This window comes from Paenibacillus sp. FSL H7-0735 (assembly GCF_038008505.1).
Taxonomy (GTDB): Bacteria; Bacillota; Bacilli; order Paenibacillales; family Paenibacillaceae; genus Paenibacillus_AQ; species Paenibacillus_AQ odorifer.
This window is the reverse complement of sequence record NZ_JBBOZH010000002.1, coordinates 455,857-471,529: the sequence shown is the minus strand read 5'-3', so window position 1 is coordinate 471,529 and position 15,673 is coordinate 455,857. Positions and strand designations below refer to the sequence as shown.

The 15,673-nt window shown below is 41.6% G+C and carries 16 protein-coding genes and 1 pseudogene; 12 read left to right on the top strand and 5 right to left on the bottom strand.

The genetic code is table 11. The features are described from left to right. Positions 1-107 precede the first annotated feature (107 nt). From NSS82_RS29715 to NSS82_RS29685, 7 genes and pseudogenes are all read left to right on the top strand, one after another. Complete coding sequence (locus NSS82_RS29715; RefSeq protein ID WP_076273009.1) at positions 108-1,295, top strand: MFS transporter; 1,188 nt, start codon at positions 108-110, stop codon at positions 1,293-1,295. Between the two features lie 75 nt (positions 1,296-1,370). Beyond that, complete coding sequence (locus tag NSS82_RS29710) at positions 1,371-1,655, top strand: alpha/beta-type small acid-soluble spore protein (RefSeq protein ID WP_076272974.1); 285 nt, start codon at positions 1,371-1,373, stop codon at positions 1,653-1,655. A 229-nt stretch (positions 1,656-1,884) separates the two neighbouring features. Next, a pseudogene (locus tag NSS82_RS29705) lies at positions 1,885-2,067 on the top strand (YiaA/YiaB family inner membrane protein); the annotation flags it as partial. A 57-nt stretch (positions 2,068-2,124) separates the two neighbouring features. Continuing rightward, complete coding sequence (locus NSS82_RS29700) at positions 2,125-2,361, top strand: YiaA/YiaB family inner membrane protein (RefSeq protein ID WP_305953524.1); 237 nt, start codon at positions 2,125-2,127, stop codon at positions 2,359-2,361. 248 nt (positions 2,362-2,609) lie between these two features. Continuing rightward, entirely contained in the window at positions 2,610-3,686 is a 1,077-nt protein-coding gene (locus NSS82_RS29695; RefSeq protein ID WP_038573856.1) for an ankyrin repeat domain-containing protein, read from the top strand. A gap of 118 nt (positions 3,687-3,804) precedes the next feature. After that, a complete protein-coding gene (gene hprK / locus NSS82_RS29690) occupies positions 3,805-4,722 on the top strand; it encodes an HPr(Ser) kinase/phosphatase (protein ID WP_036682323.1) in 918 nt (305 codons plus the stop codon). A gap of 222 nt (positions 4,723-4,944) precedes the next feature. After that, a complete protein-coding gene (locus NSS82_RS29685) occupies positions 4,945-5,826 on the top strand; it encodes an SMI1/KNR4 family protein (RefSeq protein ID WP_076272973.1) in 882 nt (293 codons plus the stop codon). Between the two features lie 447 nt (positions 5,827-6,273). On the opposite strand, the gene NSS82_RS29680 is transcribed toward NSS82_RS29685, so the two are convergent. Beyond that, entirely contained in the window at positions 6,274-6,711 is a 438-nt protein-coding gene (locus tag NSS82_RS29680) for a MarR family winged helix-turn-helix transcriptional regulator (RefSeq protein ID WP_076105115.1), read from the bottom strand. Between the two features lie 121 nt (positions 6,712-6,832). Between NSS82_RS29680 and NSS82_RS29675 the strand changes: the two genes are divergently transcribed. Together NSS82_RS29675 and NSS82_RS29670 are read left to right on the top strand one after the other, a co-directional pair. Next, the gene (locus NSS82_RS29675; protein WP_036682318.1) at positions 6,833-7,420 is read left to right on the top strand and encodes an NAD(P)H-dependent oxidoreductase; all 588 of its coding nucleotides are present in this window, start codon (positions 6,833-6,835) and stop codon (positions 7,418-7,420) included. 449 nt (positions 7,421-7,869) lie between these two features. Continuing rightward, a complete protein-coding gene (locus tag NSS82_RS29670) occupies positions 7,870-9,282 on the top strand; it encodes an alanine/glycine:cation symporter family protein (RefSeq protein ID WP_076272972.1) in 1,413 nt (470 codons plus the stop codon). Between the two features lie 67 nt (positions 9,283-9,349). Here NSS82_RS29670 and NSS82_RS29665 read toward each other — a convergent pair whose 3' ends face one another. After that, positions 9,350-9,748 (bottom strand): hypothetical protein, encoded by a 399-nt coding sequence (locus NSS82_RS29665; protein ID WP_076272971.1) that lies wholly within the window; start codon positions 9,746-9,748, stop codon positions 9,350-9,352. 211 nt (positions 9,749-9,959) lie between these two features. Here NSS82_RS29665 and NSS82_RS29660 point away from each other — a divergent pair, with 211 nt between their 5' ends. The 3 genes from NSS82_RS29660 to NSS82_RS29650 all read left to right on the top strand — a co-directional run bounded on the left by NSS82_RS29660 (position 9,960) and on the right by NSS82_RS29650 (position 12,513). Continuing rightward, positions 9,960-10,526, top strand: coding sequence for a TetR/AcrR family transcriptional regulator (locus tag NSS82_RS29660; protein WP_076272970.1), 567 nt, complete (start codon positions 9,960-9,962; stop codon positions 10,524-10,526). Then, the gene (locus NSS82_RS29655; protein WP_036682312.1) at positions 10,523-11,059 is read left to right on the top strand and encodes a DUF2798 domain-containing protein; all 537 of its coding nucleotides are present in this window, start codon (positions 10,523-10,525) and stop codon (positions 11,057-11,059) included. Before NSS82_RS29660 ends, NSS82_RS29655 begins: the two co-directional genes overlap by 4 nt. Positions 11,060-11,331: 272 nt before the next feature. Then, positions 11,332-12,513 carry a multidrug effflux MFS transporter gene (locus NSS82_RS29650; RefSeq protein ID WP_076132814.1) on the top strand — a complete coding sequence of 394 codons (1,182 nt, stop codon included), beginning with the start codon at positions 11,332-11,334 and terminating at the stop codon, positions 12,511-12,513. A gap of 106 nt (positions 12,514-12,619) precedes the next feature. Here the strand turns inward: NSS82_RS29650 and NSS82_RS29645 are convergent, their stop codons facing one another. The 3 genes from NSS82_RS29645 to NSS82_RS29635 form a co-directional block, all read right to left on the bottom strand. Beyond that, positions 12,620-13,510 carry a diacylglycerol/lipid kinase family protein gene (locus NSS82_RS29645; protein WP_076132812.1) on the bottom strand — a complete coding sequence of 297 codons (891 nt, stop codon included), beginning with the start codon at positions 13,508-13,510 and terminating at the stop codon, positions 12,620-12,622. Positions 13,511-13,645: 135 nt separating this feature from the next. Beyond that, a complete protein-coding gene (gene guaC, locus NSS82_RS29640; RefSeq protein WP_036682307.1) occupies positions 13,646-14,629 on the bottom strand; it encodes a GMP reductase in 984 nt (327 codons plus the stop codon). A 166-nt stretch (positions 14,630-14,795) separates the two neighbouring features. Further along, complete coding sequence (locus NSS82_RS29635) at positions 14,796-15,404, bottom strand: LysE/ArgO family amino acid transporter (RefSeq protein WP_076272969.1); 609 nt, start codon at positions 15,402-15,404, stop codon at positions 14,796-14,798. Between the last annotated feature and the right edge of the window lie 269 nt (positions 15,405-15,673).

Below are 15,673 nucleotides of genomic sequence, written 5' to 3'. Positions count from 1 at the left end.
CGATTTAAATTTAACAGAGAAAGGGTGTGTCCAAAATGCAAGGGACTAAAGAGAAGCTTTCGTCACAAGAGACGCATACGCCATCTGATTCTATTCATGCTTCCTCGATGCCTCGTTATATGACACTTTTGTTTGCCGTTGTCTGCGGGATGTCGGTTGCAAACATCTACTTTGCACAACCGTTGCTTGATCATTTGTCGAGAGAATTTGGTATTGATTATTCAACCATTGGTATTCTTATTACTATCACGCAGATTTTTTATGCAGTGGGGCTGTTACTGCTCGTGCCACTAGGAGATTTACTGAATCAGCGCCGCCTGATTATCGGCCAGATGTTATTATCTGTGGTGGCTTTGATTATCGTGGGTACTGCCTCTTCCAGCACGGTACTATTCGTAGGTATGGCCTCAGTGGGACTACTCGCTGTTGTAACACAGACGCTTGTTGCGTTCGCGGCGACAATGGCTGCCCCTGCCGAACGCGGGCGAGTCGTAGGCATGGTCACAAGTGGAATTGTGATTGGAATACTTCTTGCGCGATCCATTTCAGGAATACTTACAGATCTTGCAGGTTGGCGTTCCGTATACCTTTTTTCTGCTGCTTTAATGCTTTGTATGGTGTGTACATTATTTAGGGTGTTGCCAAATGTGGAACGTGAGGTAAAAACACTGTCATACGCTCAGCTGCTTAGTTCAGTGTTTATGTTGTTTGTGCAAGAGAGAGTATTGCGTATCCGCGCTATTCTGGCTTTGCTGATTTTTACTGCTTTCAGTATTCTGTGGACTTCTGTGGTCTTGCCTCTTAGTGCTCCGCCGTTATCACTTTCACATACTGCAATTGGGGCATTTGGTCTGGCGGGAATTGTGGGAGCATTAGCTGCTGCGCGGGCGGGAAAGCTAGCTGATCAGGGTCATGGACAGAGAACGACAGGCATAGCATTACTTCTATTGTTGATATCATGGTGGTTTATCAGTTTTACGGAGCAGTCGCTGTTGGCATTGGTCGTTGGTATTGTTCTGCTTGATTTGGCTGTGCAGGCGGTGCATGTCACCAATCAAAGTATCATACTTACCTTGCGCATGGAGGCACGTAGTCGGCTCACCGCAGGGTATATGGTTTTTTACTCCATTGGAAGTGCTACCGGATCGATTGCTTCCACTCAAATATATTCTCACTATGGCTGGAACGGGGTATGTTGGCTTGGAGCTTCTGTTAGTGCTGTGGCTTTTTTATTTTGGGCTGTAACCTTGCGTGCTACGAATGCCGCGTTGCAACGGCGCCCTGCTTGGAAATAATCGGGGCAAGTCAATAAGGGTGGAGGTTCCGGTTTCCGGGCATGTTATTTAAAACAGGTTTGGGAGGGGATAAGGATGTCTAGAAGAAACAGGAAATATGCAGTGCCGGGAGCCAGCCGCGGAATGCAAATTTTTAAAGCGGAAGTGATGCGCCGCGAGGGGTATGACGTAGATCCGGAGCGGCCTGATGATGTGAAATACGAAGTTGCAAAAGAACTGGGTGTCCCTTTGGAGCACGGTCAAAATGGTCATTTGAGCACAGAATCGGTGGGCCAGATCGGCGGTAAAATTGGTGGAACGATGGTCCGCGAAATGATTCGTCTCGCACAGCAGCAATTGGTGGACCAGGAAAGGCAGTAGCATTTTTCTAATATATGTTGCTGAGATCGCGGGAGGCGGTTTTTGTCCTATATTGTATGGGACTGAGACCGTCCTTTCGGTGTTTGCGTTATTTTATATTTGTATAGTAAAAAAATTCCTGAAATTCCCTAAAACAACCTGATTCATGGTAGAATTTTACCGATGTTCCACGGTATAGTGGAGAAGGATATATCATCATTCAAGTCTGTAGTGGGAGAGGAATTATCAGATGAATCAGAGATATCGCAAACGCAACACGGCTGCTTTTACGGGGGCATCGTATTTTGCATTGGGGGCAGGACTTTTTCTATTCTGTTTGGGAGTGTACAACGACACTTGGGAGCTAAACGTAAAAGGGTATTATTTGCTTTGTATGGTGTTAATTACGATTTCCTGTATCGTTGTGCAAAAGGTGGTCAGGGACAATACAGAGGATAAAGAATTTCGTTTGGATAACCCTAAACACAGGATGAGAAACACAGGGGCCTTCACAATTATGGCTTTTGTGGGTTTGATTATCGGGTATGCGATGTTTTTTATTGGTCTTTACAATGCTCCATTTGAATTAAATGTAAAGGGGTATTACATAGCTGTTATTCTCTTGATTTCTTATAGCGCTATTGGCGTTCAGAAAGTGACGCGGGATAACGCGGAAGATAACGAGATTCTTGCCGAGCAAGAGGCGAGACGGGACATCCAAGGATAAAGAGGGATATAGCCAGCTTTCTCGCTGCCAACAGCAAGCTGCTTCAACTTTACTTACCATCATAAATTGTAAACAGGAGCTTCGTGTATTAACGGAGCTTCTTTTTATTTTTTTGAATAGCAGCAAGAATCTTGCCGATCTAAATATTATGAGGACTATTTGTTAGAACAACATCCTTAGTTTGGATTGTTTTTTACTATACGGTTCTCTATACTCTTCATAATACTTGAAGTAGGAGTGGATAATGGATGATCCGTCTGAAGGATATAGGGAAGTTCCAGGAACTGCCGCAAATGGCCATGCATATTTACAATGGAAACATTCCGGAATTAGAGGCTGCCATTAGAGCAGGCTGGGATATTGAAGAGGGCATCGTCCTTAGCCAATATACTACGTTAACCCCGTTAGATTTGGCGCTTATATCAGAGAGAATGGATGTCATAAAGCTGCTGGTACAGCACGGTGTAAATCTGAATGTGAAGAATAATCCGGCTTTTTTGCTCGCGGTTCGCTATTGCAAAGAAGATATCGTCCGCTATATTGCAGCACAAGGGGCTAAACTGGACAAGCTTAATCAGGTCAAGTCAGGTGCATATTCGCAGGCCTACTATGGCAACAAAAACAATATCCCGCTCATACATGAGCTAGGATTAGATATTAAGCAGCATGGTGGGGGCGTATTACGCAAAGCGGTGTCAGATCATGACCTTAAGACCGTTACTTATTTACTGGATCATGGGGTGGACATTAATTACAACAAATCCGATATGGTCTATCCTTATCAAGCGACTCCGTTAACAGTTGCCACGAGAATTGGTAATCAAGCGATGGTACAATTTTTGATTGAACGTGGCGCAGACGTTACCTTGGCAGAAAAAGATGGCGATCGCCCGTACACCATTGCAGTGAGTAATAAGAATACAGCTTTGGCTGACTATTTGAAATCGTTAGAGCCGGCTGAATTTCATGATATCGAGAACAAGAAGTTTGAGCTGAGAAAATATAAATTGTCTGATGAATTGGTTAGCTTTCTTACTGGAAAAAATCTGCGTCTTGAGCTAACACAAAATGAATATGAAATTAGATATATCGACTTTTTCACATTAACTGATACCATTGAAATGAAAATCGGCCGGCAAAAGCTGCTCCGTCTGTCAGCCGATATAGATAATTACTCTGATCTGCTGCTTATGTGGAATCCGAAGAAAAAAGGCCTGATCGGCTGTTACGACGTGGAACATCAGACGTACGCGGATTTATGTAGTTTTGCAGAATTTCTCACGCAGCCGGAGATATACCTTATTAATTTTCTTGAAGGAACATAGTTGTTAATATCTCTTGATCTGCCTATTTCTTTTGCAGGAATCATTCTATTCGTCGTTGAATATATCCCGGTAACCGTATTACGTATTCAAAATACGTAGCCACAGGAGGAGAACAACATTGAAATCGATTACCGTTCAAAGCCTTACGGAAACGTTTAAGCTGGAAGTGCTTGCGGGTGCTAGCTGCATGGACCGTGAGATTACTCGCTCAAAGACACATAGACCTGGCCTGGAGTTCGTGGGTTACTTCGATTTTTTCCCCATGAAGCGAGTACAAGTATTGGGCCGCAAAGAAATCAATTATCTGCTAAAGCTAAGCGTTGAGCAACGCAAGTTACATATTGGCAATATTGTTAAGTATCATCCCCCATGCTTTATTGTGACGACGGGTCAGCAGGAGATTCCTTATTTGACTTTATTCTGCGACCAAGAAGGTATACCACTACTTCGAACGGAAGAGACGACGTCAGAGTTCATCGCAAAGATTGATACTTATCTGGTGAAGGCGCTGGCGCCTGAACTTTCAATTCATGGAGTGTGTGTGAACGTGTCCGGCATAGGGGTCCTATTGAGGGGCAAGTCCGGGATCGGAAAAAGCGAAACCGCTCACACGCTCATTAGAAGAGGTCATCGGTTTGTGGCCGATGATGTAGTTGTGCTTAAGAAGCTGGGACCGGCTACGCTTCTTGGCACACATAATGAAACGACCCGTGAATTCCTAGCGCTGCGCAGTATTGGTCTGATCAACGTTGTACGGCAGTACGGGCGTAGAGCTTTTCAGGAAGAGACACGAATTGTACTCGACATCGAGTTGTCACCATGGCGGGAGAATTCCTTGAATAATGAGCTCGAAATCGAACCCCAGTTCACAGACTATCTTGGCGTGCAAATTCCGCATATTGAAGTTCAGCTTCAGCCTGGCCGTGATGTGGCTGGCCTGATCGAAGCGGCTGCGAATAATTGGTACCTTAAGCAGCTTGGCTATAGTGCCGCTGAAGAGTTCCTGCAGAGGATCGAAAACGGGATGCAGTCGTAAAGGCAAGATAGAAGGCAGCAATTATAGTTACCCATAAATAAATGGTTTTCTGTATACGAAAAACAGACCGCAGATAAACGCTGCGGTCTGTTTTTCACAGCAAAAAGGGAAGTTGTCTTTTGATTGATATGGCTAGGACATGCGTTATTGGCTGGGCATAGGTTAGAAATGGTATAATTTCTAATAGGTATTTTGAGTGATCGTTAATAGGAGGTATTAATGATGAGTGATGAGTTATTGGCAAAATTGGATGAATGGCATGAGGAAGATGAATTTCAAGAAATCGTGGATGCAATCACGGAAATTCCTGAAGAGGAAAGAGATTATGTTCTGACTAGTCATTTGGGCAGGGCGCTTAATAATCTCGGGCAATATGAAGAGGCTTTAGAGCAGTATTTGAGCATTGAAGAAGAGGGTGAAGGTGACCCGCTCTGGCATTACCGTATCGGGGTTTCTTATTATTATCTGAAAAGATATGACGAAGCTTTAAAAGCGTTTACGATTGCCGATCAGCTGGAGCCTGATGATGAAGACACATTGGAGTTTCTAGGCTGGATCAAACGTAAATTGGCTAAAAAAGCTGCGAGAAAGCCTGTAAACAAACCTGCTAAGAAGCCTGTAATAGCGTTGGATACCACTAATTTCTGGGATGACAGCGAGTATGCGTTCTCAGAATATATCTCTGATCCGCCTTCAGATGCATTGATTACATCAGTACAAGAAGAGCTGGTCTTCAAGCTGCCTGCTTCCTATGTGGATATGATGAAGTTACATAATGGGGGAATTCCTCATAACAATCGTTATCCGATTCCGGGAACAGGAGAATTTATTACGATTTCTGGTATCCACGGAATTGGACGAGATAAGAATAAGTCGCTGTGTGGAGCTTCAGGCAGCCGGACTGTGATTGAAAATGGACGTTATCCTGAAGTTGGTGTGGTGATTTGTGATTGTCCTTCTGAGAATGAAGTGGTGATGCTGGATTACCGCGAATTCGGGAATGATGGCGAACCTGAGGTTATTCATGTAGATCGGGATAACAAATACAAAATCACACGTTTGGCTGATAATTTTGAGACCTTTATCAGCGGACTGGTGAAATAGTCTATTTCGCTGGCTAAGAATACTTATAATCAAATCAAGGCATTCCTTAAGAGGAGTGCCTATTTCTATTAGGTGATTATAAGGGGAGCGTCTTTCGGACTCAGCTGACCTTAAATGCAGCTTTTTCGTATATTTGGAATGCCAACGGACCGCATAGCAGCTATTGGCATAAAAAACACCCAATATGAACCCGATTCATAGGAATAGCGTCGCTGGAGTCCGAAACTACGCACAAAAGGCTAAAAATATGCCAATAACGTCATCTGGGTCCGAAAGCCTCAGTGGACGAATACGATTCGGCGATTTAGCTGAAGGTGGGGCTGATTCGAAGTCGTTGGGTTTTACTAGCCAATAATCGGTCTTGAGTCAGCTAACCAACGACCCAAAACACAGAGCAGCGGTGCCCCCATTAATGGGGAACCGCTGCTCTGCTGTCTTTTTCTCGGATCATTGCTGGGTGCTAAACACCTTAGATTGCAGGATATCGAGGGCATGGTTAATCTCGGCTAATTCCTCTGGGGGAACCTCTTTAATCCGGTTCAGAAAACGTTCACCGATCCGTTCAAAAGCCTCGTTCATCATCGCTTGTCCAGCATCAGACAACCGAATCATTTGCTTACGCCGGTCCTCGGCGACATCAAGCTTCTCACACAGGTTTTTTTCTGTTAATTTCTTGAGCTCACGGCTGGTATTCGGCATAGAGATATTCTTACAATCGCTGATTTGGCTGAGGGTAACAGGCTGGCTAACCGCAATATATTCCAGAATACTATATTGAACGGGCGTAATGCCTTCCGGTCTAACATCTTTGGTAAAGTCAAATGTTACTTCATGGACTGCTGTCGTAAAGGTAACAATTTTCTGAAAAAACGCTTGTTTGTCCATAAGGATCACCTCTTATTGTAAACATTAACAAAATAATTATCATAATACAATTATCATTTGACAACTAAATAACGGTTGTGATACCATTTTGTTATCAAATGATAATTAAAGAGGTGGAGCAATGAACGTTTTAGTCATCTATACACATCCGAATCATAAAAGTTTAAGTTATGCTTTTTTCAATAAAGTCATTCAGGGAAGTAATGAGAATCAAAAGATCACGAAGATAGAGGTCCTTGATCTTTACGAAGAGCAATTTGATCCTGTGCTGGTCTTTAATGAAAATAAACGTAGAAGAGACATGCATATTGATCCCAAGCTCGAGAAGTATCGGGAGCAGATTCGTCAGGCCGACAAAATTGTGTTTGTGTATCCAATCTGGTGGGGACGTCCCCCCGCGATGTTGCTCGGTTATATTGACCAAATGTTTGCTTCTAATTTCGCTTACAGAGAAAAGGGTGGCCTCATCCCCGAAGGGCTGCTGAAAGGAAAGTCAGTGGTTTGCATTTCCAGCATGAAGGGGCCGACCCTCTATCCTTTATATTGGCTGAATAATTCCCATAAAGTGCTGATGAGAAAAGCATTATTTCAATATTGTGGCATCAAGAAAGTGAAGTTTTTTGAATTTGGGAATATGGAGAGTCCGAAAGGGAAACATGATAAGAAGTTAAATCAGGTGTACCAATATTTTAAAGCTGTGGCTAATTAATACCTCGAAAATATCTGCTCTATGATTATTCAAGATAACACTGGAAGTGGATGTCTCAAGCGATCCCATAGTTGGATGGTTCAAAACAACGGTGGGATCAAACCAAATGTTTTCCACGATATAAATACGCGCATACATTGTAGTCATACATTTCTTGCACCGGCTGCTTTTTTATTCAGCCTCCTTATTTACTATTAATTGTGAAAGCCTTAATTATATACAACTCGTATGTAATTAAATATAATTAATGTGAAAAAAGTCTAGATTAATCTAAAGGAGCTTGTGTACTCAGATGAAGTTGGAGAAATAGCTCTCACACCGGTGTAAGGTATGGTGTTGCTGGCTAATTTTTTTTGTTGGCTTTTGAAATAAGGGCTGTTATATTTGAAAATACTATGTAACTTAAGGTTCAGCAACTGGGTATCGACACAATGGAGAGGCGGATTTACATGCAACAAATGTTAGACAGTATGATTAGCGCAACAAATGACTTTCTTTGGTCGAAAATTTTGGTGGTTCTGCTTATTGTTTGTGGAATTTATTTCACCATTCGATCGAAGTTTGTTCAGTTTGGCATGTTTAAAGAAATGTTTAGGGTTCTTAAAGAGTCCAATGAAAGGTCAAAAGATTCCATTTCGTCGTTTCAGGCTTTCTGTATCAGTATGGCAGCAAGGGTTGGGACAGGGAATATTACAGGGATCGCAATTGCTATCGCAATAGGTGGACCAGGAGCTGTTTTTTGGATGTGGGTCATAGCTATTATTGGATCAGCGTCCGGATTTATTGAAAGTACTCTGGCACAGGTGTATAAAGTGAAGGACAAGACTGGATTTCGTGGTGGTCCCGCCTATTATATGGAGCAAGGCCTGAAAAAACGTTGGATGGGCGCGGTATTTGCGGTTTTGATCACGTTATCCTTTGGTCTTGTATTTAATGCAGTTCAATCCAATACGATTACAGTGGCCTTTGAGAATTCATTTGGCACTAATCGGGTGATTCTTGGACTTCTAGTCGCCGCTACTTTTGCGGCAGTTATCTTTGGTGGGGTTAAACGTATTGCTAGAATGTCCGAATATATTGTAGTGGTAATGGCAGGGATCTATATTGGGGCCGCTGTTATTATTATGTTAATTAATATTACGGAAATACCGGCGATTCTGGCGCTTATTGTGAAAAGTGCTTTTGGATTTGAACAAATCGCGGGGGGATCTTTTGGGGCAGTCATTCTGCAAGGGGTGAAAAGAGGACTATTCTCCAACGAAGCGGGGATGGGTAGTGCTCCAAATGCTGCGGCAACTGCAACAACTAGTCATCCGGTGAAACAAGGGCTGATGCAAGCGCTGGGTGTACTTACAGACACGTTACTTATTTGTTCGAGTACTGCTTTTATTATCTTGTTATCTGATGCGTATAAACAGCCAGGGCTGGATGGAATTAAGCTGACACAAGCGGCATTAAGCGAACATATTGGTTCGTGGGCCTCTGGATCCCTAGCGATCATGATTTTGTTGTTTGCTTTCAGTACGTTAATCGGAAATTATTATTATGGTGAGACCAATATAGAATTCTTGAACTCCAATAAAAAAGTATTACTATTCTATAGATACAGCGTCTTGGCGATGATTATTTTTGGCTCCGTAGCTAAGGTTCAATTGGTATGGGATTTGGCTGATTTATTTATGGGCTTCATGGTCATCGTGAATTTGATCGCTATTCTTCTATTATCTAAGGTGGCCTTTGCCGCCCTGCAGGATTATAAGCGCCAGAAGCGCGCAGGCAAGGACCCTGTCTTTTATAAAGATAGCATAGAGGGTTTGGAGAACGTGGAATGTTGGGACAATTCTTCAGATATAAAAACGTAGTAGAGTAAGTATTTGCGGGCTCAGGAAACTGAGCCCTTTTTGCTGTAGGCACTTAAATGTCTATGCATTATTTGTTGACAATTTCTTCTATAATTTGTTTTGACTCTGTTTTAAACTGCTCAATATTTTCGCTTATAAGCAGCACTTTTTTATTATCCAATAGAATATATGAAGGGTAAGTGTTGATCTTCAAATCCTCTTTTAAGCGGTCGCCCTCTTTCGAATCTTTTTTGATAACACCTGCTTTGCTGATATAAGTCATATTTTCCTTGTAAATATCCTCAAGCTCTTTAGTTTGCTCAAAAAAACGATCGTTCTCCGATAAAATTAGGATTGAAAAAGATTTATTTTCTTGAGTAAGGTATGGCGTCAAAAAGTCATCTTTTTTCTGATTACCATTACAAGCTGCGATAAAGATTAAAGTAATCAAGCTTATCAGCATAATTACTAAGGCTTTTTTTTTCATGTATACACCCTATTCTTTTTTATTCATAACAACAATTATGTTTTGAACTTCACACTAACTTCTAGACTTACTAGATCATATCCTGTTTTCAGTTATAAATGAAAATAATGAAATATTTTTTGAAAAAAAGCAAAAAAGACTTACATTAATCATTTTTATATTGTTATAATAACAAACAGACCGGTTGGTATGTTAGGGGGAGTACGTTATTGTGGATACAAAATCGCTAATGATTGATACGGCTACACTTCTTTTTCAGCAAAAAGGATATAAAAATGTAGGCGTGAATGAAATTTTAAAAGCCTGTAATGTGACCAAAGGAGCGCTTTATCATCATTTTCCAAATGGAAAAGAAGAACTATTAATTGCTTGTTTAAAGGGCTTAAATGAAGCAATTACGATAGATATTGAGGATATTTTTAAAAAGCATCCATCGACGTTAGAAGCTACACAATCCATGATTGACAAGTTAGTTCACAACTTAGAAACTGAGGGCACGATTACCGGATATACCTTTAGCAGTATTGTCAGTGAAATGGCTACGGTGAGTGAACCTGTTCGCCAGGCATGTAGCTTGCTCTATGAGAACATGGAACGAATTTACTGCGATAAGCTTGTAACTGAAGGTTATTCGCAGGAATCAGCCTCCGATATGGCTTTGTGGATGACGGCTTCGATTGAAGGGGCGATGATGTTGTGCCTAACGCAAAAATCTACAACTCCCTTAAAAACTATCGCCAAACTATTACCGACAATATTGAAAGGAAGAACATCATGAATCAAGAAGCAAGATTACCAAGAAACGGTAAGGAGGGGGCATTATATGGTGCAATCATTTGTACACTGACGGTACTGTTTATGTCTTCAATAAATATCATTTTAGGGGTTGGAGAATTTAATGGTGAGGTTGCCTTAACGATTCTTAAGGTGTTTCCGATCATTTGGGTAATTGTCATGATTATTGAGCCTGTTGTTATTGGCCGTATTGCCGAAAAGCTGACAGCTACATTCACACAACCCACCGATAGCTTCAACGCCAAAATCCTATTCCGTATCTTGTTCACCGTACTAGGGATGTCATTTTGTATGACGTTTATTGGAGACATTATCGGAAACGGGTTGAGTTCTCAAACGTTTAATCACTTCTTAGCCAATTGGCCAAGAAATTTCCTGATTGCACTGTTCGCTGAAAGTATATTAATACAGCCGTTTGCAAGATTTGTGATGGTAAAGCTACATGCTTCTCAGGACAAAAAGAAATCCAGCGCTGTTGGCGTAACTATACATGGATTATCAGAACAAAATTCCTAACCTAAATAAGCTCTCAGGCGAAGCGATTCGTTTGAGAGCTTTTCTATTACCGTGTATAATGATGTTTTGGTTGAATAATTGAAACTCAAATCTTTGCCCGATATCTTTCGGGTAAGCCCTCCTATAAAACAATGAAAGCATAACAATGAAAGGTGATTTTCTAACATGATGATTTATAGTCGTCTTGCCATAATGATGCCCCCATTTCCCTAGCTAGGCTCATATTCTTGTAGTTGTTCGAGGATATAAGCTTGTAGGAGGGCGAAAATAAGATGAAAAAATATGCAGCACCATCGTTACTTTTAATGATTGTTCTTGTGGCTTTTCCGCAAATTAGTGAGACGATTTACACCCCATCGTTACCGGATATCGCAGTAGCACTTGGGGCCACCAATAGTTCTGTACAGTTAACGTTAAGTATATATTTTATTGGATTTGCTATAGGTGTTTTTAGCTGGGGTTGGTTGTCTGACTTCATCGGGCGGAGATCTTCCATGCTGGCTGGACTTCTTGTATACGGTATGGGAAGCTTGATGTGTTTTTACTCAGAATCCATTCATCTGCTGTTAGTCAGCCGGTTTATACAAGCGTTTGGAGCAGCAACAGGTTCGATTATTACCCAAACCATTCTTCGTGAGAGTGTCTCTGGGAATAAACGGCATGTTATGTTTGCCCAAATCTCGGCGGTCATTGCTTTTACTCCCGCAGTAGGTCCGTTAATTGGCGGATGGGTGGATCAAGCTTTTGGTTTTCGAGCGGTTTTCTTTACATTAGTAATGATGAGTGTGTTGTTATTTATGTATGCTTTTTGGAAGCTGCCAGAAACCACTGATGTTTCCATGAGAAAAAAGGTGGCTATTCTGCCTATAGTCAAAAAAATGCTCGCATTGCCGCGTGTATTGGTGTTTGGATTACTAATTGGAGGCATTAACGGAATTTTGTTCAGCTATTATGCTGAAGCTCCTTTTATATTTATTGAACACTTTCAGATTTCGCCAGGAGTCTATGGTTTTCTCGGCATTATTGTGGCTTTGGCGTCGATTGTAGGAGCAATGATCTCCAAAAGATTATTAACCCTCTATGCCCCAGAAAAAATAATCCATATCGGCTGTCTAGTAATGGCGGGCGGAGCCTTGCTATTAACAATCGCAAGCAGTCTTGACTCGCTGCCGGATATGATAGTGATCGTATGTATTTTAATAACGCTGTTTGTCCTATTAATGGGTGCAGGGATTGCTTTACCTAATTGTCTAAGTCTTGCTCTTGTTCAATTTCAGGATGTTGTAGGAACAGCAGGTGCGATATTCAGCTTGGGCTATTATTTGCTTGTTAGCTTGGCGACGTGGGGAATGAGCACTCTTCATAATGGTTCATTACTGACGATGCCTATTTATTTCTTAGGGATTAGCGGCGGAATGTGGTTATTAGGCAAAAAATTTATTGTAGTGGAATAGAAATAACTTCTTAGTCATTTGATTAGTAGGAAGATATGGATCGGGGCGTCCATAAATTAAGGGCAGCAGTCTGGAACTTTTTGAGTTCCGGACTGCTTTTTGTTTGTTAGTCCACTTCTGGTACAATGACTTGGATATGACGAGGGAGAACACTTAGTGTAATAGGCAAAGTTGGACCTTCTTCGCCATCTACATTGGTTCTTACGGTTTCTGGAGAGCTTACACTTACATTGTGGGCTGTGAAATAGACAACGTCTTTATGATCCTTAAGGGTACCTAGCAGTAAAGATATACTGGCTGTAATGGTATTGAATATACTGAGGTCCAAAATAATAAAACAATGAAGCAGACCGTCGTCCACCGCAGCATCCGGTATTAGATTCTCGAACCCGCCGACGGAGTTGGTTAATACGGCGAGAAAGAGTAAGGAGTCTCCTTGCCATAATTGTTCATCATGGTGAATGACAAGGGGGTGGGCTGTAGGGCTTGTAAGTTGTTTAAGACCTTCTTTCAAGTATGCCAATGAGCCGAGTTTGGTTTTATCTTCGGAGGATACAGAGGATAATGATCCGGCAATTGAACCTACAGCAACAACGTTGCCGAATAGGCGGTCATTTAAGCGACCGATATCTACGTTTTTTAGGTTAGAGGAGGCAAGGGTTTGAATGGCTATTTCGGGATTCAGTGGAATTTGTAGTGCACGGGCGAAATCATTAGCCGTTCCTAAAGGAACCACACCTAATCTTGGGTGGTGTTCCTGATCGATAAGACCATTAATGGTCTCGTGAAGCGTGCCATCCCCGCCGATGGAGACAACCAGGTCATAACCTTCCTCACAAGCAGTGATGGAATAACGAGTGGCGTCTAGTTCTTTTTCCGTCTCGTTGATCGTAACGGAGTAGTCTTTGTCACTTAGAACTCTTGTTGCGTATCTGACATATTGGCTGGCTTCCTCTTTACCGGATGAGGGGTTAATAATAATCATAGCTTGCCGCATAAGGATAATCCTCTCTATTGTGATCTAATAGAAGTTTATTCTTACCATTACCCCAAAGTAGGCCAGCGGAACTCGTTCTCATAAAAAAAGGTGAGCAAGATTGACCTAAGTCATCCTGCCCACCTGTGTATTCAATTAATAGACTTTATCTCCATTAAAAATGGAGTTCTTAACGATAACGTAATCCACATTACGGATAGCCTCTAATTTATTGCCACCTGCATAAGAGATGGAGGATTGAAGATCCTGCTCCATTTCTCTTAGGGTTTCTGCTAAAGCCCCTTTATGCTCAACCGCAATTTTTTTACCTTCGACGTTCTTCTTTTCACCTTTTTGGTATTCTGAAGCGGAGCCAAAGTATTCTTTATAGAGCTTCCCAGCGATTTCAATGGTTTCACCCGGAGATTCTTCATGACCGGCAAATAGCGAACCAATCATGACCATAGAAGCGCCAAATCGTACGGATTTAGCAATATCACCGTGTGTGCGAATGCCACCATCGGCAATAATTGGCTTGCTTGCAGCCTTGGCACACAAGCGTAGTGCAGCTAACTGCCAGCCGCCTGTACCGAATCCAGTTTTGATCTTAGTGATACATACTTTCCCTGGTCCAATCCCAACTTTAGTAGCATCAGCTCCAGCGTTTTCTAATTCTCTAACGCCTTCAGGTGTTCCTACATTTCCTGCAATAACAAAACTAGCAGGCAGGTATTGTTTAATATGTTTGATCATCCGAATAACTGCTTCGGAATGGCCGTGTGCAATATCAATTGTGATGAATTCCGGAACCAGCTGTTCTTTGGATAATTGTTCGACGAAATCATACTCTTCTTCTTTAACTCCGACGCTGATGGATGCGATTAATTCACGGGAGTGCATGTCTTTGATGAAAGACGTACGTTTCTCCGGTTCAAAACGATGCATAATGTAGAAATAGCCATTTTGCGCCAAGGAGATAGCGATCTTCTCATCAATGATGGTTTGCATGTTGGCAGGTACCACCGGCAATCTAAATTTATGCCCACCGAGGGTGACTGATGTATCACACTCCGAACGGCTGTTTACGATACATTTTGCAGGAATTAATTGAATATCTTCATAATCGAATACTTCTTTCATAATTTACACCTCTAAATGCGAACATTATAGTATTTTGGTTTGTTAATTGTTCGTCCAAATTGTAATGTACCTCATTCTGCGCCGTAAGTCAAAATTCTAGTACATTATGGTGTAAATTGGACATAATTATACGGCAAATTGGTGTACAGCATTCTTTTTCCTCCATTTAAAAAAGCTTGAAGGCAATATAAGCAGCAACGATCCAAATAATGATCGCGGAGATCTTATTAATGATCCGCATGATTTTGCCACTGGCGTCGATTTGTCCTACAGTTTTTCCGGCTACAGCCAGCCCAAAGAACCAAATCCATGACACTAGGATAGTCGCGCCAGCAAATACAACTTTGTCTACGCCTGTATAACTAAGCGAGCTAGTGCCAATAACGCCGATAGTATCCAAGATCGCATGTGGATTTAATAAAGAAACGGACAGCGCGAACAGGATTTGTTTTTTAGAGGATAGAGGGGTTGCGTCTTGCGCTGACGATGTAGGTGTACTTTTCCAGATAGACCATCCCATATACAAAAGAAATAAAAGTCCTACAGCAAATAAAGCGGTCTGCAGAACGGGGATGGCAAACACAAGGACTGAAACACCTAATACGGCTAATAAAATAAGCAGGGTATCGCATAAAGCGGCTGTAACAATAACGGGAATGGCTTTTTTAAAATGTGGTTGCGAGGCCCCTTGGTTAAATACAAAGACATTTTGTGCGCCAAGTGGAAGAATTAATCCAAAGCCCAGTGCAATGCCATGAAGTAGTGCGGCTAACATAGTTTATTATTCCTCCGATAGTGGTTGTACGTTATAGAATTTGCTGTCCTATTGGTTTAATTGGTCTACTACAATTTTATGGACAAATAATATGTACTATCATACAGTCTGTGTTTTGCTTTAAAAAGCAACTTATTCGGAGGGACATTTAATGATTAATTATACTAATTACACCATTAGTAAAAATGTCATCTCAACTTATGACTTTTTGTAACTAGTGAGCCCTTAAGGGGTTACACTATAATAAAGATTAAGTCAGCAGAGTATAT

Excerpts from the sequence above, each read along its gene's own strand:
- NSS82_RS29715 (WP_076273009.1), top strand. The coding sequence starts at position 108 with ATGCCTCGTTATATGACACTTTTGTTTGCCGTTGTCTGCGGGATGTCG.
- NSS82_RS29685 (WP_076272973.1), top strand. The coding sequence starts at position 4,945 with ATGAGTGATGAGTTATTGGCAAAATTGGATGAATGGCATGAGGAAGAT.
- NSS82_RS29700 (WP_305953524.1), top strand. The coding sequence starts at position 2,125 with ATGAGAAACACAGGGGCCTTCACAATTATGGCTTTTGTGGGTTTGATT.
- NSS82_RS29710 (WP_076272974.1), top strand. The coding sequence starts at position 1,371 with ATGTCTAGAAGAAACAGGAAATATGCAGTGCCGGGAGCCAGCCGCGGA.
- NSS82_RS29675 (WP_036682318.1), top strand. The coding sequence starts at position 6,833 with ATGAACGTTTTAGTCATCTATACACATCCGAATCATAAAAGTTTAAGT.
- NSS82_RS29655 (WP_036682312.1), top strand. The coding sequence starts at position 10,523 with ATGAATCAAGAAGCAAGATTACCAAGAAACGGTAAGGAGGGGGCATTA.
- guaC (WP_036682307.1), bottom strand. The coding sequence starts at position 14,629 with ATGAAAGAAGTATTCGATTATGAAGATATTCAATTAATTCCTGCAAAA.
- NSS82_RS29680 (WP_076105115.1), bottom strand. The coding sequence starts at position 6,711 with ATGGACAAACAAGCGTTTTTTCAGAAAATTGTTACCTTTACGACAGCA.
- NSS82_RS29635 (WP_076272969.1), bottom strand. The coding sequence starts at position 15,404 with ATGTTAGCCGCACTACTTCATGGCATTGCACTGGGCTTTGGATTAATT.
- NSS82_RS29665 (WP_076272971.1), bottom strand. The coding sequence starts at position 9,748 with ATGAAAAAAAAAGCCTTAGTAATTATGCTGATAAGCTTGATTACTTTA.
- NSS82_RS29650 (WP_076132814.1), top strand. The coding sequence starts at position 11,332 with ATGAAAAAATATGCAGCACCATCGTTACTTTTAATGATTGTTCTTGTG.
- NSS82_RS29695 (WP_038573856.1), top strand. The coding sequence starts at position 2,610 with ATGATCCGTCTGAAGGATATAGGGAAGTTCCAGGAACTGCCGCAAATG.
- NSS82_RS29670 (WP_076272972.1), top strand. The coding sequence starts at position 7,870 with ATGCAACAAATGTTAGACAGTATGATTAGCGCAACAAATGACTTTCTT.
- NSS82_RS29645 (WP_076132812.1), bottom strand. The coding sequence starts at position 13,510 with ATGCGGCAAGCTATGATTATTATTAACCCCTCATCCGGTAAAGAGGAA.